Source organism: Acinetobacter sp. WCHA39 (assembly GCF_002165385.1).
Classification (GTDB): Bacteria; Pseudomonadota; Gammaproteobacteria; order Pseudomonadales; family Moraxellaceae; genus Acinetobacter.
The window spans coordinates 1-16834 of record NZ_NHRP01000033.1; the positions used below are offsets into that span (position 1 = coordinate 1).

Annotated in this window: 13 protein-coding genes, 1 tRNA gene and 1 pseudogene; 3 read left to right on the forward strand and 12 right to left on the reverse strand. The window is 37.7% G+C overall.

Annotated features, from left to right (window positions below):
* Positions 1-78 precede the first annotated feature (78 nt).
* The 8 genes and pseudogenes from CDG56_RS17365 to efp all read right to left on the reverse strand — a co-directional run.
* A pseudogene (locus CDG56_RS17365) lies at positions 79-189 on the reverse strand (DUF4102 domain-containing protein); the annotation flags it as partial.
* A 181-nt stretch (positions 190-370) separates the two neighbouring features.
* Positions 371-447, reverse strand: a tRNA-Val gene (locus CDG56_RS13680).
* A gap of 34 nt (positions 448-481) precedes the next feature.
* A complete protein-coding gene (locus CDG56_RS13685; protein WP_087548187.1) occupies positions 482-2470 on the reverse strand; it encodes a transglutaminaseTgpA domain-containing protein in 1989 nt (662 codons plus the stop codon).
* Positions 2471-2474: 4 nt separating this feature from the next.
* A complete protein-coding gene (locus tag CDG56_RS13690) occupies positions 2475-3377 on the reverse strand; it encodes a DUF58 domain-containing protein (RefSeq protein WP_087548188.1) in 903 nt (300 codons plus the stop codon).
* Between the two features lie 13 nt (positions 3378-3390).
* Entirely contained in the window at positions 3391-4350 is a 960-nt protein-coding gene (locus CDG56_RS13695; protein WP_087548189.1) for an AAA family ATPase, read from the reverse strand.
* A 78-nt stretch (positions 4351-4428) separates the two neighbouring features.
* The gene (locus tag CDG56_RS13700) at positions 4429-4734 is read right to left on the reverse strand and encodes a YbdD/YjiX family protein (protein WP_171287512.1); all 306 of its coding nucleotides are present in this window, start codon (positions 4732-4734) and stop codon (positions 4429-4431) included.
* On the reverse strand, positions 4731-6836 hold the full coding sequence (locus tag CDG56_RS13705) for a carbon starvation CstA family protein (protein WP_087548190.1): 2106 nt from the start codon (positions 6834-6836) through the stop codon (positions 4731-4733). The genes CDG56_RS13700 and CDG56_RS13705 overlap by 4 nt, the downstream gene beginning before the upstream one ends.
* 192 nt (positions 6837-7028) lie before the next feature.
* A complete protein-coding gene (gene efp / locus CDG56_RS13710; RefSeq protein WP_004652839.1) occupies positions 7029-7598 on the reverse strand; it encodes an elongation factor P in 570 nt (189 codons plus the stop codon).
* 86 nt (positions 7599-7684) lie between these two features.
* On the opposite strand from efp, the gene epmB reads away from it, so the two are divergent.
* Genes epmB through CDG56_RS13725 form a run of 3 tightly spaced genes read left to right on the forward strand, consistent with a single transcriptional unit; the run spans position 7685 to position 12548 of the window.
* Entirely contained in the window at positions 7685-8701 is a 1017-nt protein-coding gene (epmB, locus tag CDG56_RS13715; RefSeq protein WP_087548191.1) for an EF-P beta-lysylation protein EpmB, read from the forward strand.
* A gap of 11 nt (positions 8702-8712) precedes the next feature.
* A complete protein-coding gene (locus CDG56_RS13720) occupies positions 8713-10467 on the forward strand; it encodes a GTPase (protein WP_087548206.1) in 1755 nt (584 codons plus the stop codon).
* Complete coding sequence (locus CDG56_RS13725) at positions 10449-12548, forward strand: EAL domain-containing protein (protein ID WP_087548192.1); 2100 nt, start codon at positions 10449-10451, stop codon at positions 12546-12548. Before CDG56_RS13720 ends, CDG56_RS13725 begins: the two co-directional genes overlap by 19 nt.
* Positions 12549-12639: 91 nt before the next feature.
* On the opposite strand, the gene rpmE is transcribed toward CDG56_RS13725, so the two are convergent.
* From rpmE to CDG56_RS13745, 4 genes are all read right to left on the reverse strand, one after another.
* The gene (rpmE, locus tag CDG56_RS13730) at positions 12640-12864 is read right to left on the reverse strand and encodes a 50S ribosomal protein L31 (protein ID WP_004662919.1); all 225 of its coding nucleotides are present in this window, start codon (positions 12862-12864) and stop codon (positions 12640-12642) included.
* A 196-nt stretch (positions 12865-13060) separates the two neighbouring features.
* Complete coding sequence (locus CDG56_RS13735; RefSeq protein WP_087548193.1) at positions 13061-14029, reverse strand: bile acid:sodium symporter family protein; 969 nt, start codon at positions 14027-14029, stop codon at positions 13061-13063.
* Positions 14030-14162: 133 nt separating this feature from the next.
* A complete protein-coding gene (gloA, locus tag CDG56_RS13740; RefSeq protein ID WP_005159336.1) occupies positions 14163-14564 on the reverse strand; it encodes a lactoylglutathione lyase in 402 nt (133 codons plus the stop codon).
* Positions 14565-14566: 2 nt separating this feature from the next.
* Complete coding sequence (locus CDG56_RS13745) at positions 14567-16741, reverse strand: AmpG family muropeptide MFS transporter (protein ID WP_087548194.1); 2175 nt, start codon at positions 16739-16741, stop codon at positions 14567-14569.
* Between the last annotated feature and the right edge of the window lie 93 nt (positions 16742-16834).

Consider the following 16834-nt stretch of genomic DNA (forward strand, 5'->3'; position numbering starts at 1 on the left):
TGTCATCATATTCGTCGTCAGAAAACAAGTATTATGCCATTATTTCAATGAGTTATCTTTTTTTGTCGTGTACAGAGCTAAAAAATATAAGCCAGCGCCGTCGAGTTCTCTATAGTCTTTTTCCTCAGGTACTAAAGAAGATAATGTTTTTTCACTGAGTGGTCGTTTCTTTATATCTTTCCGTAACATGCCCTATACCTTGTATCACCAAGTTAGATTATTAAACAGTGATACACGTGGTGATACAAATAGGGCTGTATTATATAGATCCATATAAATGCATAGAATATAAAAAAAGCCCCTAAATTATTGAATTTAGGGGCTTTTAGTGACTATATATGTAAATATAAATACATCTTTAGTTATATATTGGTAGGTATATCCAGACTCGAACTGGAGACCTCTACGATGTCAACGTAGCGCTCTAACCAACTGAGCTATACACCTAGAATGAGAGCATAATATTCATTTTTAATCAGCTTCACAAGTTTTTTTGAGATTGTTTAATTGCGATCGCACAGACTTTAAGCAGTTTCTTAAACTCTTGAATATTTTGCTGAGTATTCTGTTCTAAAAACACAATTTTTTGATATAACACAACTACTTGATGAAATGATTTTTGATCACTATCTACACTTGATAAACGCTGCATCCAAACTTGAAATGTTTCCTCTGATCTTTTATGCAAATGTTTAGGCAATTGCTTTTGAAATTGAATAATGACACGTTGATATAATTCTTGCTGACGTGTTTGTCTCCACCAATAAAAACCAACGTATACAGCTAAAATTCCTGCAATTCCTATAATTAAGATCAGCACATAACTATAGCTCGAATTAAAGCCTAGCTTAGATAACCAATTTTTTTGTTTTTCGGCATCATAACCGACTACTTTGGATTGCCATTGATAACCTAAATAGTCACTCCAAACACGCATGTTTTTCAGAAATTTAAACTGTTGTAAACGCCATGCTTGTGCCTGTGCATCTCCCCAAACTTTCTGATCCTCCGCCATATAATTCTGCATTCCTGAATCTATACGTTGTGGTGCAATAATTGCTGTAGGGTCAATTCTTTGCCATTCACCATCTAGATACACTTCACTCCAAGCATGTGCATCAAGTTGACGAATCTCCCAACTTTCTCCATCTAATGCAAACTGTCCACCTTGATAACCTGTCACAACTCTGGCAGGAATCCCTGCATAGCGCATTAGCATCACGAAACTAGATGCATAATGTTCACAGAAACCCTTGCGACTAGAAAATAAAAATTGATCTATACGATCCCCACTTAATGTTCCTGGGGTCAGCGTATAAACGAAGTTATTCTTTCTATACCAATTAAGCACAGTTTTTATATATTTTTCAGGCTGTTTCTGACTTTGTTCAAAAAGTTGATGGGCTAATTGCTGTGCTTTTTGATCACGATCATGATCAAATCGAGTATTAAATTCAATTTGACGTGATGATAACAAAGTAGAAGATGTTGATGTACGCCCCAACCAAAACATTTGGATAGGTTGATTACGTTTAATAAGTTTAGATGGACGTATACTATCATCTTGATACAGTTGTAAATAACGTTCTTGTGGAATGGAATATTCCAACCCCATGATCCAATTTGCCTGTTCATCAGCAGCTAAGTATTGATAGGCAACTCCTTGAGAATTTGAAGTTACGCTTTTAATCTGTTGATTATAAAAACTACTGGTCCATGTTGTACCATCATACTCATCCAAAACCAAAGCACGCCAGTAAAGCTCCTGTCTATCTGGTAGTTGTCTCATATCTGCAACAACACGAAAAGCCAAAGCCGATGATTGTGATAGTTGTGCAATGTCTCCTGGAGACATACGATCACTAATCCCAGTAGTGGCTTGATTCTTTTGAATAGGAATTGCCCAAAGAGGTGGCAACCGAGGAAAGAAAATAAATAATATAATAAAGAACGGTGTCGCAATCCCGACAAACTTTAGAATTTGTTTAACATCATTTTTTAACTGATTGGATAATAATTGATGCTGGTTAAATAGACCAGTTTGAATCCGATACAACCCCATCAAACAGATCACAAATGCTGAAAAAACCACGACAGACATCCAGAATGCCTGACTATGTAACAATAAACTGGCACTGACGAATAAGGCAAAGTTAAATACAATCAATAAATCACGGGTATTCTTGGCTTCCAAACTTTTCGCAAATAAACACGTACTTAAAAATGCGACTCCAGCTTCTACTCCCAGTAAAGTTTGATAATTTAAATAAATAAGACCCAAAGATAATAAAGAGAAAAAAACTAAAAATAAGCGTGGAAATGGTGAAATTTTTTGTTTGCTATATCGCCATACCAATATAAGCCAAATAACGCCCCACAACCCACTCAATGTCACAGGAATAAAAGCCACTTGCCCAATTAATACAAATGCCAATACAGCTAAAATGCAAAAATAGATTTGTTTGGTCATAATCTTAGGCCTGTGCAAGTAGAAGTTTTGCTTGAAGAAGCTGCATCTGCCCCTGACCACTTTCTAATCTTGCATGTGGCAGTATCAATGCATAATCATGACCAAGTTGTTCACATTGCTCAATTAATCCCATCATAAAGCTTAATTTTTCCTCATGACTTTGTGCAGGGATTTTTTGATAATCAATTTCTAAATGTTGATGATTTGTTTGAGCCTCAAACATTTTGATAAAAAAGCCCTGTCCTCGAGCAACTTGCTTCCATGCCACATTTTGATAAGAATCACCTTGTTGAAAGGCCCTAAGCTCCTTAAATTCATCTAAACTATCGTTCGCATTGGTTGGTTGATTTTTATGTTCTTTTTGCCAATCATGCGCTTTAGGTGCAATCCACACTTTTTGTTTTGGATATAAATAAGTCCACGCTCGCACCAAACCTAAAGGATAGGTCGAATAAATTTTCATCGCACCAAATTCAAATAAACCACGCTGCTTTGGAAAAAAAGCCAGTTCGAAGGTCTGTTGTTGCTGATCTAAATAAATTAATTGTTCTTGTTGCAGCCATTGAATACGTAAATATCGGGTCATTACCGATGGCTGATTAAAGCGAAGTTTTAAAATGAAAGGCTGATCGACTTGCCCAACTTCAGCTGCAATCAGATCAATTTGTAAAACATGCAATTGCTTGAATGTGAGATAAAAATTAATCCATAAAATTGCACTGATTAGAAAACAAAAACCTAAAATCAAATTATTTGCATAGTTGATACCTGCAATAAAGGTAATTAAAATCAGAATGAGATATAGAAAACCCTGCTTATAAATAAAAACCAAAACATCTTTCTGTAACAGGGTTTTAGTCCCATTAACCTGAAAGCGTTTCGCAATCCACTGCTGAATCCTTTGCATAAGCCAATCTCAACTATAAGACATCAACCGATTGCAAAATTTGTTTTACCTCTATTTCGCCTAAACTTAAACGATGAGCAACCACGGCAACAAAAATGGTTTGCACATCATCAGTAGTCACAAAGCTGCGACCTTCAACCAGTGCATAAGCTTGTGCAGCAGCTTTTAATGCCAATACTCCACGTGTTGATAAGCCATGCCGTTGTTTACGTGTTTCAGCAACCAAATCTAAAATATAATTGAGTACAGCATCACTTAGAAAAACCTGTTTTGCTAATTCACGTAATTGCAAAATATCAACTTGCGTAAATACCGCTTCTAATTGATGAATTAAAACCTGACGTGAGCTTTGTTGTAACAGTAGTTTTTCAGCTTGACGAGACGGATAACCGAGCGATAAACGCATCAAGAAACGGTCAAGTTGTGACTCAGGCAAAGCATAAGTTCCACTTTGAAATAGTGGATTCTGCGTTGCCAGCACCCAAAATGGTTGCGGTAAGTCATAATGTGTTCCATCAACAGTGACCGCACCTTCTTCCATAGCTTCAAGTAATGCACTCTGTGTTTTTGGACTACAACGATTGATCTCATCTGCCAATAAAATCTGAGTAAAAATTGGACCTTTCTTGAACTCAAATAAATGTTCTTTTTGATTAAAAATATTGATCCCAATGACATCACTCGCCAACATGTCATTGGTAAATTGAATCCGCTGAAAATGCAGCCCTGCTAGACGAGCTAAGGCACTAGCCAGAGTCGTTTTACCCAATCCTGGTAAATCTTCAAACAATACATGGCCACCTGCCAATAAACAGGTCAGCGCTAATTTAGTTTGTTGTGGTTTATCTAAAATAAGTTGATTCACTTCAACCAAAAAACGTTCGATTTTCTGAGTAAAATTTTTAATATTTTGCTCTACTTCTTGATTTTTTTGTTGTTTTTCTTGAATAGAAGCTTTTTCCATGCCCCACATAACGTAATCCTCAAACTAAAACAGTGCATGATTCAACATACACTGTTTTAGTTTTTTTTCAAAGAAATCAAATGACTTCTAGCAAGGACATTTTTTCAAATTCCCACCTGATGATGGATAACGCGCATCAATACAATGACGATAAAAGGTCTTAGCATCCATTGGCGTTAAATCTGGATGATGCGCTTGCATATGCTTTACGTAATTTTCATAATCAGGCACACCCACCATCAAACGAAAACTTTTTTGCAAGTTTTGCCATAAAGTTGCAATACGAGACCAGTTTTTGGGCGAAAAGATCAGGTGTTTTTGCGACATGATCGTAAACTTAATGATCTTCACAATCACAGCACTTCCTTGCCTAGCAATTTTAAAATCCATCACGACTCTCCCTTCACTGTTTCTGCTGTCATTGCAGTTTCAGTAAATACGACAGGTGCTTCATTTACTGTTGGGACAGGGCTTTGTAAAGCACGACGAATAATTCCGATTGATGCAATAATCATAACAATTGCAACAATCATAAAGAATCCACAAAGTACTGCATTAATCTGATTCGACAACACAATCGTCTGCATCTCAGCAACTGACTTCGTAGGGGCAAGTACATCACCACGTGCAATTGCATCAGAGAAACGATTCGCTTGAGCAAGGAAGCCAATCTTCGGATTTTCGTGGAAAATCTTTTGCCAACCCGCCGTCATAGAAGTAATAAATAGGAAAATCGTTGGAACAATCGTTACCCAAACATATTTCTCTTTTTTCATCTTGAACAAAATGACTGTACCCAAAATCAATGCCATTGAGGCAAGAATCTGGTTACCGATACCGAATAGCGGCCACAATGAGTTGATCCCACCCAGTGGATCAACCACACCCTGATAAACAAAGAAGCCCCAGCCTGCAACCGCAACAAAGGTTCCAACCAGATTTCCAAAGAATGAACTGGATTGTTTCACCGCTGGTATCACGATACCGACCGTATCTTGCACCATGAAACGGCAGGCACGTGTTCCTGCATCTACCGCAGTGAGGATAAATAAGGCTTCAAACAGGATGGCAAAGTGATACCAGAATGCCATCATGGAACGGCTATTGAAAATTTCCGAGATAATATGTGCCATACCAATCGCAAAGGTCGGCGCTCCACCAGTACGAGAAAGGATTGAACTTTCACCAACCTCCTGAGCAAGCACAGTCAGCATCTCAGGTGTAACGATAAAACCTAGATTACGCACCGCTTCCGCAGCAGTATCTACCGTTGTACCCAAAACTGCCGCTGGTGCATTAATCGCAAAATAAATCCCTGGATCAAGTACGGTTGCGCAGATCATTGCCATGATACCGACAAATGATTCCATCAACATGCCGCCATAACCGATCATACGGATATTGACTTCGTTATCGACCAATTTTGGAGTTGTTCCTGAAGAAACCAGCGCATGGAAACCTGAAATCGCACCACAGGCAATAGTAATAAATAGAAAAGGAAATAAACTGCCTGCAAATACAGGACCTGTACCATCAACAAAATGAGTCACCGCAGGCATTTTGAGTTCAGGCATTGCAAAGATAATTCCAATCGCCAGACCTGCAATTACACCAATTTTAAGGAAGGTTGATAAATAGTCACGAGGCGCTAACAGTAACCACACAGGCAATACTGACGCAATAAAGCCATAAATGATGAGTGCCCAAGTTAGTTGAGTTCCAGTTAAGGTGAACAATTGCCCCCAGTAAGGGTCTTTTGCTACATCACCACCAAAGACAATCGCCGCCATCATTAGCACAAAGCCAATGATCGAAACCTCAGCAATTTTCCCTGGGCGTAGATAACGCATGTATATGCCCATGAATAATGCAATTGGGATGGTTGCTGCGATACTGAACACCCCCCACGGACTATGCGCCAAAGCTTTTACGACAACCAATGCAAGTACCGCAAGAATAATAATCATGACACCGAGCGTACCCAACATCACAATAACACCTGCGAAAGTACCTAACTCCTGTTTTGCCATTTCACCCAAAGACCGACCATCACGCCGAGTTGAGATAAATAGCACAAGAAAATCTTGTACCGCGCCTGCAATCACCACACCGACCAAAAGCCAAATGGTTCCTGGTAAGTAACCCATTTGCGCTGCAAGAATTGGCCCAACCAAAGGCCCTGCACCTGCGATAGCGGCGAAATGATGTCCAAATAAAACGTATTTATTAGTGGGCACATAATCCAGACCATCATTTAAACGATGTGCTGGTGTTAAGCGTTTAGAATTTAATTCAAAGACTTTTGTTGCAATAAATAAACTGTAGAACCGATATGCAATGCTATAAACACAAACCGCGGCAAGAACGAGCCAAACTGAATTGACATGCTCTCCACGACTTACCGCCAAAATTCCAAATGAAATTGCACCAATGATGGCAACTAAACTCCACAGAATTTTTGAGGATAGCGTCGACTTTGCTTGTACTGTCTCCATTCAGAACCTCTCAAATACATAAGCTGTAGTTTTGGATTTCCCTTCCTATGTTTTCTTTAGAAGAAATATCTTTGTAAGTCTATCTATTATTAAAAATGATTTATCTAATACTTTGGCATAAAAAAAGGGATGATTGTTTAATCATCCCTTCGATAATCGTATAGCTTACGTAGCATTGCTACTCATTTACGATTATGCGCGCTCTAGGTAATCACCTGTACGCGTATCAACACGAACACTTTCTTCTTGCTGAACGAATAATGGAACACGTACTACTGCACCTGTTTCAAGTTTCGCTGGCTTACCGCCACCGCCAGAAGTATCACCACGTACACCTGGATCAGTTTCAACGATTTTCAACACCACAAAGTTCGGCGGACTCACTGTTAAAGGTACGCCATTGAACAGCATGATGGTACATTTTTCATTTGAATCGTCTTTTAACCATTTCGCAGCATCACCCATTGCGGTTTTGTCAGCAGCGATTTGCTCGAAAGATACAGGATCCATGAAATTCCACATTTCACCATCGTTGTAAAGATAATCCATTTCAACTTCAACAATATCAGCGGCTTCCAAAGAGTCACCTGACTTGAAAGTTTTTTCCAATACCTTACCAGAACGCAGGTTACGCAGTTTCACACGGTTGAACGCCTGACCTTTACCTGGTTTTACATATTCGTTTTCCATGATTGAACATGGGTTGCCATCAAGCATAACCTTGAGGCCTGCTTTAAAATCATTTGTAGAATAATAGGCCATGAAAGGCTCACTCCAAACTTAAAACTCAAATCTATTAGTGCTAGACTACGCGCACAGCTTAGGCTATCACTATTTTAACGTATGGCATGATAAACTATTTACATCAAGAGAAAAACTGGCAATCACAACTCAGTGATCTAATTACTGATCCTTTAGAGTTGTTAAATCTGCTTGAATTATCCACCAAGCAATTATTATCAGGGGCAATACTTGCCTCTGAACAGTTTAAATTACGCGTTCCACGTGCATTCGTCGGAAAAATGCGCATTGGGGATCCATTTGATCCTTTGCTATTACAGGTTTTACCACACCATCTTGAACTTGAAGAACATCCTGAATTTGTTACTGACCCATTAGGTGAGGAAGCAGCCAATCAAATGGCTGGTGTCTTACACAAATACCAGTCTCGCTTTTTACTGACCTTAACAGGTGCATGCGCAATTCACTGCCGTTATTGTTTCCGCCGCCATTTTCCATATCAAGAAAATTTACCTAAAAATGATGATTGGCTAAATATAAAACAATATATTGAAGACAACCCTGCCATCAATGAAATCATTCTCAGTGGGGGCGATCCTTTAACTTTATCTAATCGAAAAATAGCAATTTGGATAGAGCGATTAGAATCTTTACCTCAACTCAAAATATTGAGAATCCATTCACGAGTTCCAGTTGTTATTCCCAATCGTATCGATGAAGAGCTTATTTCTATTTTAAAAAACAGTAGGCTACGCATTGTAGTAGTGATACACTCAAATCATGCTTCAGAACTTGATGATTTCACGTGTTCAAAGTTATTACAGTTATCATTACATCATATTACTGTGTTAAATCAGGCAGTTTTACTTAAAGGTGTGAATGACTCTGCAACCTCTTTAACTCATCTAAGTTATCGACTATTTGAAGCGAGGGTTATGCCCTATTACTTACATGTATTGGATAAAGTAAAAGGTGCTCAACATTTTGACTTAAGATCTTCAGAGATAGATCATATATACAGTGATGTATTAGCGAGTTTACCTGGATATTTAGTTCCAAAACTCGTCAGGGAAATTGCGGGCGAAAAAAATAAAACACCGCTTTTTGGGGTTCAAACGTTCTGAGATTGATTACAATGATGAATAATGCATTTTCGGATATTTTTCAAATTCCCACTGTTTTAAGACGGGATAAACTCAGTTTTTGTGATGCAAACACAAAAAGTTTAACAGAATGGATTTCAACCCTCTCAATTATGCAGTTGGGTGATACTTCAAAAGCATTGTTTGCAGCTTTATTAGAGCTTTGTGAATTAGATTGTTCAGAAACATTACGTTTTGATCTCATTCAGACCTTACACCCAACGATTGAAAATATTTTAGGTAGCCTAGAGAAAAACTTTTTTAATCAGGGTGTAATCAGTTCAGATCGTAATGAGCACATTATTGAACTGGCAATGCTGTTACGCTGCTATTTTGCGGCTATTTATATCAATATTGTTCGCCGCAGTAGCGAACAATTGGAAAATCGAAAATTTTCTATTTTTGCACTAAACCAAAAGAAAAATTTACATACGGCTAGAACACTTGCAACTTTCCAAGCATTACAACAACTTACGCAACTTCTTTATCAACAACACATGTTATATAGTGAACCTGTTGCAGGACAGTGGCTTATTGCACATCAATTATACGATGCAGCAGTGACACATAAGTATCATCATGTGACTATTGAACAGGCGCAAACTAAGCCAAATAGCCTGAATAATATTGCTCAAGCCTATGCTCAATTAATTTTGATGGATATTTTTAATACCAATCAAATTCGTCAAACAGAAATTCAAGCCCTGTTTCAATGCAGTTTTGACTGGGCCAAAATGCTACAGCTCTTATCTAAAGAGACTGATTTAACTAAATACGTTGTTGATACAACTAAAGATCATCCGCCAATATACAACAAAAAACAAAGTTCAGGATTTAATCCTAATATCTTTATTAGTACAAATGGTTTACTTGATCATGTGACAGCAACATTACATAAAAATGCTGAATACATTTCTAAGAATGAAAAGATTTATCTCACACCCGCTCTAAAATTCCACGTTCAGACCATTTTAGGATCTACGGCAGAACGTCGCCATGAACGCTATGAATATTCAGCTCAACTACATATTTGTTTTGGACTCTTAACAGCCCACTTCTATTTATCCAAAGCAAAAAACTTCGGTGAAACATTACTCTTAGAACACGAGTATGGACTACAAAGCGAATCAAAATTTTTATCAACTTGGGATAAAAAAGATTCTTCTGGCAATCAAGAATCCTCAATCCAGCGTTTAAGCCGAGAAAACAAAGCCATTTATCAAGCGGATATTTTAGATATTAGTGTTAATGGTTATCGAATTAAATGGTCAGCCGAAGTACCAAAAAATCTAAGAACTGGCGAATATATTCTTATAAAAGAAACCTCTCATGGACATTGGCGCGGCGGTGTAATTCGTTGGCTAAAGCAATCAAGTGAAAAAAGTTTAGAATTAGGCTTAGAGGTTTTAGCACAAGAAATTTTCCCTTGTGCAGTTCGCGTACAAGCAGATCGTCATATTAGTAATTATCACCCTGCGCTTATTTTAAAAAATCAAAATTTAGATGAAACTAAAACAACAATAATTTTGCCAGGCTCGCAAATTTTTCGCGAACAGCAAGCTGTTCATTTGAGATTAGGGAAAGAGGAAGTAAAAGTGTATCTGTTGACTGCACAACTAATTACCCAAAGTTTTGTTCAATTCGAATTTGAACTACTTAATGAAGAAGAACAACCCGTTCTTAATAAATTTATTGCGCAAAAAAATATGGATACAAATGACCAAGATTTATGGGAAGCATTGAAGTGAGAAATTCTTTACTCTCTAAAAAGTTGAAACGAACTGAAACGCGCTTACTCATTATTGATGATAACCAATTAAGGTATAATCAAGTTTTAGAGCTTTTTGCGCAGCAAGAACATCAAGTACAGGCTATTTTACTTGATGATTTAAAAACTTTTGAAAAACAATTGAATTTGCCTTGGGATATTGTAATTTTTGGACGTGCTTACGATCTAAAAATCGAACAAACGCTTTCTCTTATTCATGCATCCGCACAACCAAGTTTACCCATTCTACTGCTTGAGCCAGATGACTATAATTCAGCGCTATATCAAAATTACATTCATAAAGGTATTTATGATGTTGTGAACTTAAAGGCGCCAGAAGAATTTTATATCAGTATTATTAGATCACTTTCATTCAGTCGTTTAGTACAAGCAGAGCACCGTTTACTTACCGAATTAGAGGCAGCTCAAACACAAGCCCAATCACTTGTTGCTGAAACACATAAAGCAGTTGCAATTCTACAAGAAGGTATTCATATCAAAGCGAATGCTGAATATGCTCACCTATTTGGTTTCGACAGCGAAGACGACGTCATTGGCTTACCAATACTTGATATTTTACAACCTGAAGATTTAGGCCAGTTTAAATTACGCTTTAAAAGAATTTCCCAAGGCTTATTCGAACAAGCACGCTTTGAAATTCGCACCCAAAATCCAATGGTTAAGAATAATCTTTTACATGTTGAGTTCTTACCCTCTGGTAATGATGATGAAATACAACTAAATATTGAATGTGAATCATCATCAACTGTTGTTTCAGCAGCAACTGCCACGACTACTTCAGTACAAACTGAAAAAGCCTCTGGTATCATCTCAGCACTGCAGCAAATTAATCGAAATTTAGCAAATCACCCAGCCAATGCAAATGCGCTCATCTTATTTAGCCTGAATAATTGTCCAAACGAAGTTTTTCAAACTGACTGGCGTGGAACTAAAGCTTATTTTTCAAATATTGCAAACTTCATTAAAGAACAAGTTAATGTTCCAATTTATCAAATAGAAACGGCTTTGTATGTTGGGCTTATTCAAGCTGAATCAAAAACAGTTTTAAACTCTTTGCTTATAGGCTTGAATGGTTTACAAAAACCTCAGTTATTGGTCACTGAAAACCACACTTTCCCATTACATTTAAAACTGGGCTATCAAGAACTAGACCAACAAATATTAGATGATGCTCATTTTGAGAAAATCATTTCTCAAGCATTTACGCATGCACTACCAGTCTTGAAAAATCCATCGATTGACAGTGATATTAGCCTGACAACTGATAAAATTTCAATGTCGATGGAAGTCAATCTTTTAGAAGAGCTCAGAAGCAAATTAGATAAGGGTGATATACATCTAAAATATCAGCAGCTTTATGATAAACAAGATCAATTCACTCATACCTATGAAGTATTTGGCGGTATTATTCATAATAATCAATGGTTAGACTTGATGGATCTTAGTGATCTAAAAGATGATCATGAATTATCGGCTCAGTTAGACCGTTGGGTATTAGTAGAAGCTTGTAAACAATTACACAACTTCATTACCCAATATCCAAAAGCTAAATTAATTATTAATCTGAATCATCATATTTTATTCAATGACAGAAAATTATCCGAATTGGTCGCTAAATTATTGACAATTATTGGAAGCAAACAAGCTCACCCTTTAATTCTGCAGTTTTCAGAGCAAGCTCTTCAGCAAAATTTATCACAGGCTCAATCTCTGATTGCATCACTTCGTCAACACGGCGCTGAGATCTCTATTCGTAACTTTGGTGATTCTCTTTATAGTGACTCAATTCTTCAACAGATCGATACGCAGTATTTAAGCTTCCATCGAAAATTAGCGAAGATGCTAGTATCTGAAAAAGAAATGGCAATTCTGCAAGAGAAAATTCTTCATTTTATTGCTGAAAAGCAAGTTGAGATTTTACTCACCGAACTCAATGACATGAGTTTGTTTGCGAATGCATGGAATGTCGAAGCCCGCTTCTTGCAAGGTAACTACTTCCAAAAGAAACTTGATCGTTTAACTGACGTACAAGACCAATAGAAAATCCCCCCTAACCCTCCTTTGATAAAGGAGGGAATATCAAAAGGCATAAAAAAACGGGCATATCGCCCGTTTTTTTGTTTTCTTGATATTAACGTTTGATAGAACGTGACATACCAGAGAAACGTTGTTTGAATTTGTCGATACGACCACCAGTATCCACATTCTTTTGTTTACCAGTATAGAATGGGTGGCAAGCTGAACATACGTCAAGATAAAGAGTTTCTTTACCAAGTGCAGAACGAGTTTCGATTACGTTACCGCATGAGCAAGTAGCAACTAATTTTTCGTATTTAGGGTGAATATCGGCGCGCATGGTCGATGCTCCTATTTAGTAAGAAAGGCTTAAGCTGTTATCGCAATTGATCACTCTCAAGATGAGGAAAGCAGAGTGTTAACACTCGCAGATCAATACCACAACAGACCATTTCTTTTGACTCACCGAGACCCTTAGATCAGAGCAAAGCCAACAAGTGGCAAAGATTATACGCCAATAAATCAAAATTTGCGAACTATTCTTGTTTTGATTTTGACCAACGATTCGCAATTACACCACAGACCATTAATTGGATTTGATGAAAAATCATAATCGGCAATACAATCATACCTAAAGGCTGACCAATAAACAGAATTTGCGCCATTGGCACGCCACTCGCTAGCGTTTTTTTAGAGCTACAAAAGAAAATAGTAACTTGATCTGCATGATGAAACCCTAACCATTTTGGTAAATACGAAGCAAGCAACATTACAATAGTAAGCAAAACTGAGCATGCAAGTACTAAATACAGCAAAGCTAATCCACTGATTTGATGCCATAAGCCTGCAACTACAGCACTGCTAAAGGCACCGTAAACTACCATTAAGATTGATCCTTGATCGAAAGCTTTCACTAAGCTTGGTAATTTGATCATATAAGGAAAAACATAAGGGCGAAGTAACTGACCTAAAACAAAGGGAACCAATAGTAACAAGGTAATTTGAACAATCGATTGCGTAGGATCAAAGCCATGTTGGCTTTGGCCTAAGATAAAATAACTCACTAAGATTGGCGTAATAAACATCCCAGTGATATTGGAGAAAGATGCACTACAAACCGCTCCTGCAACATTCCCTTTTGCAATCGACGTAAATGCAATTGAAGATTGTACTGTTGAGGGTAAGAAGCACATAAATAAAAAGCCCCAATACAACTGTTGCCCAAGAAGCGGCTCCAAAACAGGTTTAGCTAAAAGCCCAATTACAGGAAAAATCGCAAAAGTAAAAGCAAAAACCAATGCATGCATTTTCCAATGCAGCATTCCCTGTATAACGGCTTCACGTGACAACTTGGCGCCATGTAAAAAAAATAATATAGCAATCGCAACTGTCGTTAGGATATTAAAGTAATGCGCAACCTGTCCCGAAACTGGGAAAAAAGTCGCTAGTACGACCATTGCTATCAATAATATTGTAAAACGATCTAGCGCCAAGAGCTTTAACATAACTTTTCCCAATCTGTTCGCTAATAACGATACAGCCCAACATGAGATTATTGACCATTCGATCAAAACATCATATGGGCTATATAAATAAAGCTATGGCTTTAAATTAGAAATTGTGGATCAAGATACGAAATTAATTATTACGTGCATTTTGATCCTGTTGAATCAATTCAACCTTATAGCCATCTGGATCTTCAACAAAAGCGATCACCGTCACTCCACCTTTCATTGGGCCAGCCTCACGTACTACTTTTCCACCTGCTGCCTTGATTTCTTCACATGCTTTATAAGCATCATCTACGCCAATAGCGATATGACCATAGGCATTGCCTAAATCATAGCTAGCTGTATCCCAGTTATGAGTCAGCTCAAGCACAGTATTGTTTTCTTCATCACCATAGCCCACAAAAGCCAAGGTAAAACGCCCCTCTTCATAATCACGTTGGCGTAGTAATTTCATACCAAGTACCTCAGTGTAGAACTTTAAAGATTGCTCTAAATTACCTACTCGTAACATCGTATGTAACATGCGCATAGTTATTCACCTGTCTGTTGAGTTGTTTGGTTTTCATGGTCACGCAATAGTTTCGCAACCCAAACCACAAGAATCAAAATTGGAATTCCAATTAAAGTCGTCATTAAAAAGAAATTTGGGTAGCCAATATTACTCACAATCGTTCCTGAATAACCACCCAATAATTTGGGTGTTAAAGTCATTAATGAACTGAAAATTGCATATTGAACTGCGGTAAATGATACGCTGGTTAAGCTAGATAAAAAGGCAATAAATGCAGCGCCTGCCAAACCTGAAGCTAAATTATCTACAATAATGGCAAAATAGAGCCACAATGAGCTATAGCCTTTTATCACTTTGCCAGAAAGTTCTATTGTGCCTGACTGACTTGGATCGACCACAGCAATTGGCTGAATATCGACATCGAGTGTGGTTTCAACATGTGATGCAGTATTGATGCGGTATGATCTTGTTGCAAATAACTGGCTTGCACTATTATTTTTTAAATGAACAAAAGCTTTAATCGTTTTAGTGGGAGATGCTTGTAATAGCTTTCCATCTACAGCACCAGTAAATATTCCTTTATCATCCACTTTCGCAGCAAATTCTTGATTATCCAATTTAAGGATAACAGGCTTATCCTGATTTAAATCTTCACTTTTAAGCCCTGCTAATTGTCCTTTAACGACCAGACTTTGCTTCAATTCTTTTTCTGTTAATTGATCATCACCACTAATAGGTAATAATTGAATCTGAGCGTGCTGGGCATTTACTAAATATGGTATGGCAAGAGTTACATTTGTATCGCTCTGATTTTGGTACTGAGTACTTACCTGTACCGAATTTGCTTTTGCTAAGACGTCATTCGGCACTTGTAATTTCCAATATCCAACATCATCGGTTTGCACTTGATAATGTTTATTTCCGACCTGAACCTCAACTGGAGCAAGTGGTTTACCTGATTTGACCAAGCCGATAAAAATTAAATTGGTTGAACTGGCCAACACTGCGCCCACAAACATGAGTTTCATAATGTTCATGCGCTGCGCTAACAAACCACCGAGAAAACCACCAACTAAACTAAAGATCACACCATAGATTTTCACAGCCTCAGCAATTTGTTCTTTACTGAAATTTAGATCTTGATAGAACACATTGGAAATCACGCCTGCAATGATGTCTGAGATGCGGAAAAAACCAATCAGCAGTAAAAGAACTAAGGCAAGTTTAATACCGTAGCGTTTAAAGAAATCTAAAATTGGGGCAACCCAAGTTTCTTTAGCCATTTGTTGATTCACGACGCCAGTTTTAACTAAACCCAAACCAACCAATAAAGCTGTGGCTGTAGCAGTTAAAAAGCGCAGTGCTTCTAAACCAAATAAAGCAGCAGTATCTTTAATATTTGCGGCTTTAGCGATAGCATCTGTTACATTCCCAGAGTAAATATAACTGACAACAAAAGTTGCAACAGCAATAAAAAATACAAAGACCAAGCGATAGTAATCTGTAGTTTTATAATGTTTATAAACACGATTTACTTGAGGTTCACGAATGCATAAAGTTGTAATAATACCAACCACCATGACTGCGGCCATGGTGAGATAAGTATATTTCCATGCTTCATAGATATAATTGCCTTTAGCTGTACCTAAATAAGCAGCAAGAAATAAAGCCCCTGCACCCGCAACGATCATCCCGATACGGTAACCTGCGTTGTAAGTTGAAGCTAAAACCGTTTGCATCTCACTTTCAGCGAGTTCAATACGATAAGCATCGATGACAATATCTTGAGTCGCTGCCGAGAATCCTAATAAAACAGCACCAACTGCCATTTGAATTAAATAGCTTTGTCCAAGTGCTGGGTCGGAAAATGCCATAATACAAATTGCACATATAATCAAAGACTGTGCAATCAACAACCAAGCACGGCGGCGACCTAAACTTTTCGTTAATAATGGAACGGGCAATTCATCAATCAACGGTGCCCAAACAAATTTAAAAGAGTAACCTAATGCCGCCCAACTAAAAAATGTCACAGCACTTTTATCAATTCCTGCTTCACCTAGCCATAAAGACAAGCTAGAAAAAATCAATAAAATGGGTATCCCTGCCGAGAAACCAAGAAATAGCATAATCAGTGCACGGCGATCTAAAAAAGCTTTAAATGCGGATGCCCACCCAGTGGCTTGAGTTGTCATTGGTTATTATTTTCCATGAACATGCGTGAATGTGCCTATTCAATCGTTTCTTGCTCTTGCTTGCAAGTTGCTTTATGCAACCATTGTTTTGTT

Coding starts and splice junctions, on each gene's coding strand:
- epmB (WP_087548191.1), top strand. CDS start 7,685: ATGATAAACTATTTACATCAAGAGAAAAACTGGCAATCACAACTCAGT.
- CDG56_RS13695 (WP_087548189.1), bottom strand. CDS start 4,350: ATGTGGGGCATGGAAAAAGCTTCTATTCAAGAAAAACAACAAAAAAAT.
- gloA (WP_005159336.1), bottom strand. CDS start 14,564: ATGCGCATGTTACATACGATGTTACGAGTAGGTAATTTAGAGCAATCT.
- CDG56_RS13735 (WP_087548193.1), bottom strand. CDS start 14,029: ATGTTAAAGCTCTTGGCGCTAGATCGTTTTACAATATTATTGATAGCA.
- CDG56_RS13690 (WP_087548188.1), bottom strand. CDS start 3,377: ATGCAAAGGATTCAGCAGTGGATTGCGAAACGCTTTCAGGTTAATGGG.
- CDG56_RS13685 (WP_087548187.1), bottom strand. CDS start 2,470: ATGACCAAACAAATCTATTTTTGCATTTTAGCTGTATTGGCATTTGTA.
- rpmE (WP_004662919.1), bottom strand. CDS start 12,864: ATGCGCGCCGATATTCACCCTAAATACGAAAAATTAGTTGCTACTTGC.
- CDG56_RS13720 (WP_087548206.1), top strand. CDS start 8,713: ATGATGAATAATGCATTTTCGGATATTTTTCAAATTCCCACTGTTTTA.
- CDG56_RS13745 (WP_087548194.1), bottom strand. CDS start 16,741: ATGACAACTCAAGCCACTGGGTGGGCATCCGCATTTAAAGCTTTTTTA.
- CDG56_RS13705 (WP_087548190.1), bottom strand. CDS start 6,836: ATGGAGACAGTACAAGCAAAGTCGACGCTATCCTCAAAAATTCTGTGG.
- efp (WP_004652839.1), bottom strand. CDS start 7,598: ATGGCCTATTATTCTACAAATGATTTTAAAGCAGGCCTCAAGGTTATG.
- CDG56_RS13725 (WP_087548192.1), top strand. CDS start 10,449: ATGGGAAGCATTGAAGTGAGAAATTCTTTACTCTCTAAAAAGTTGAAA.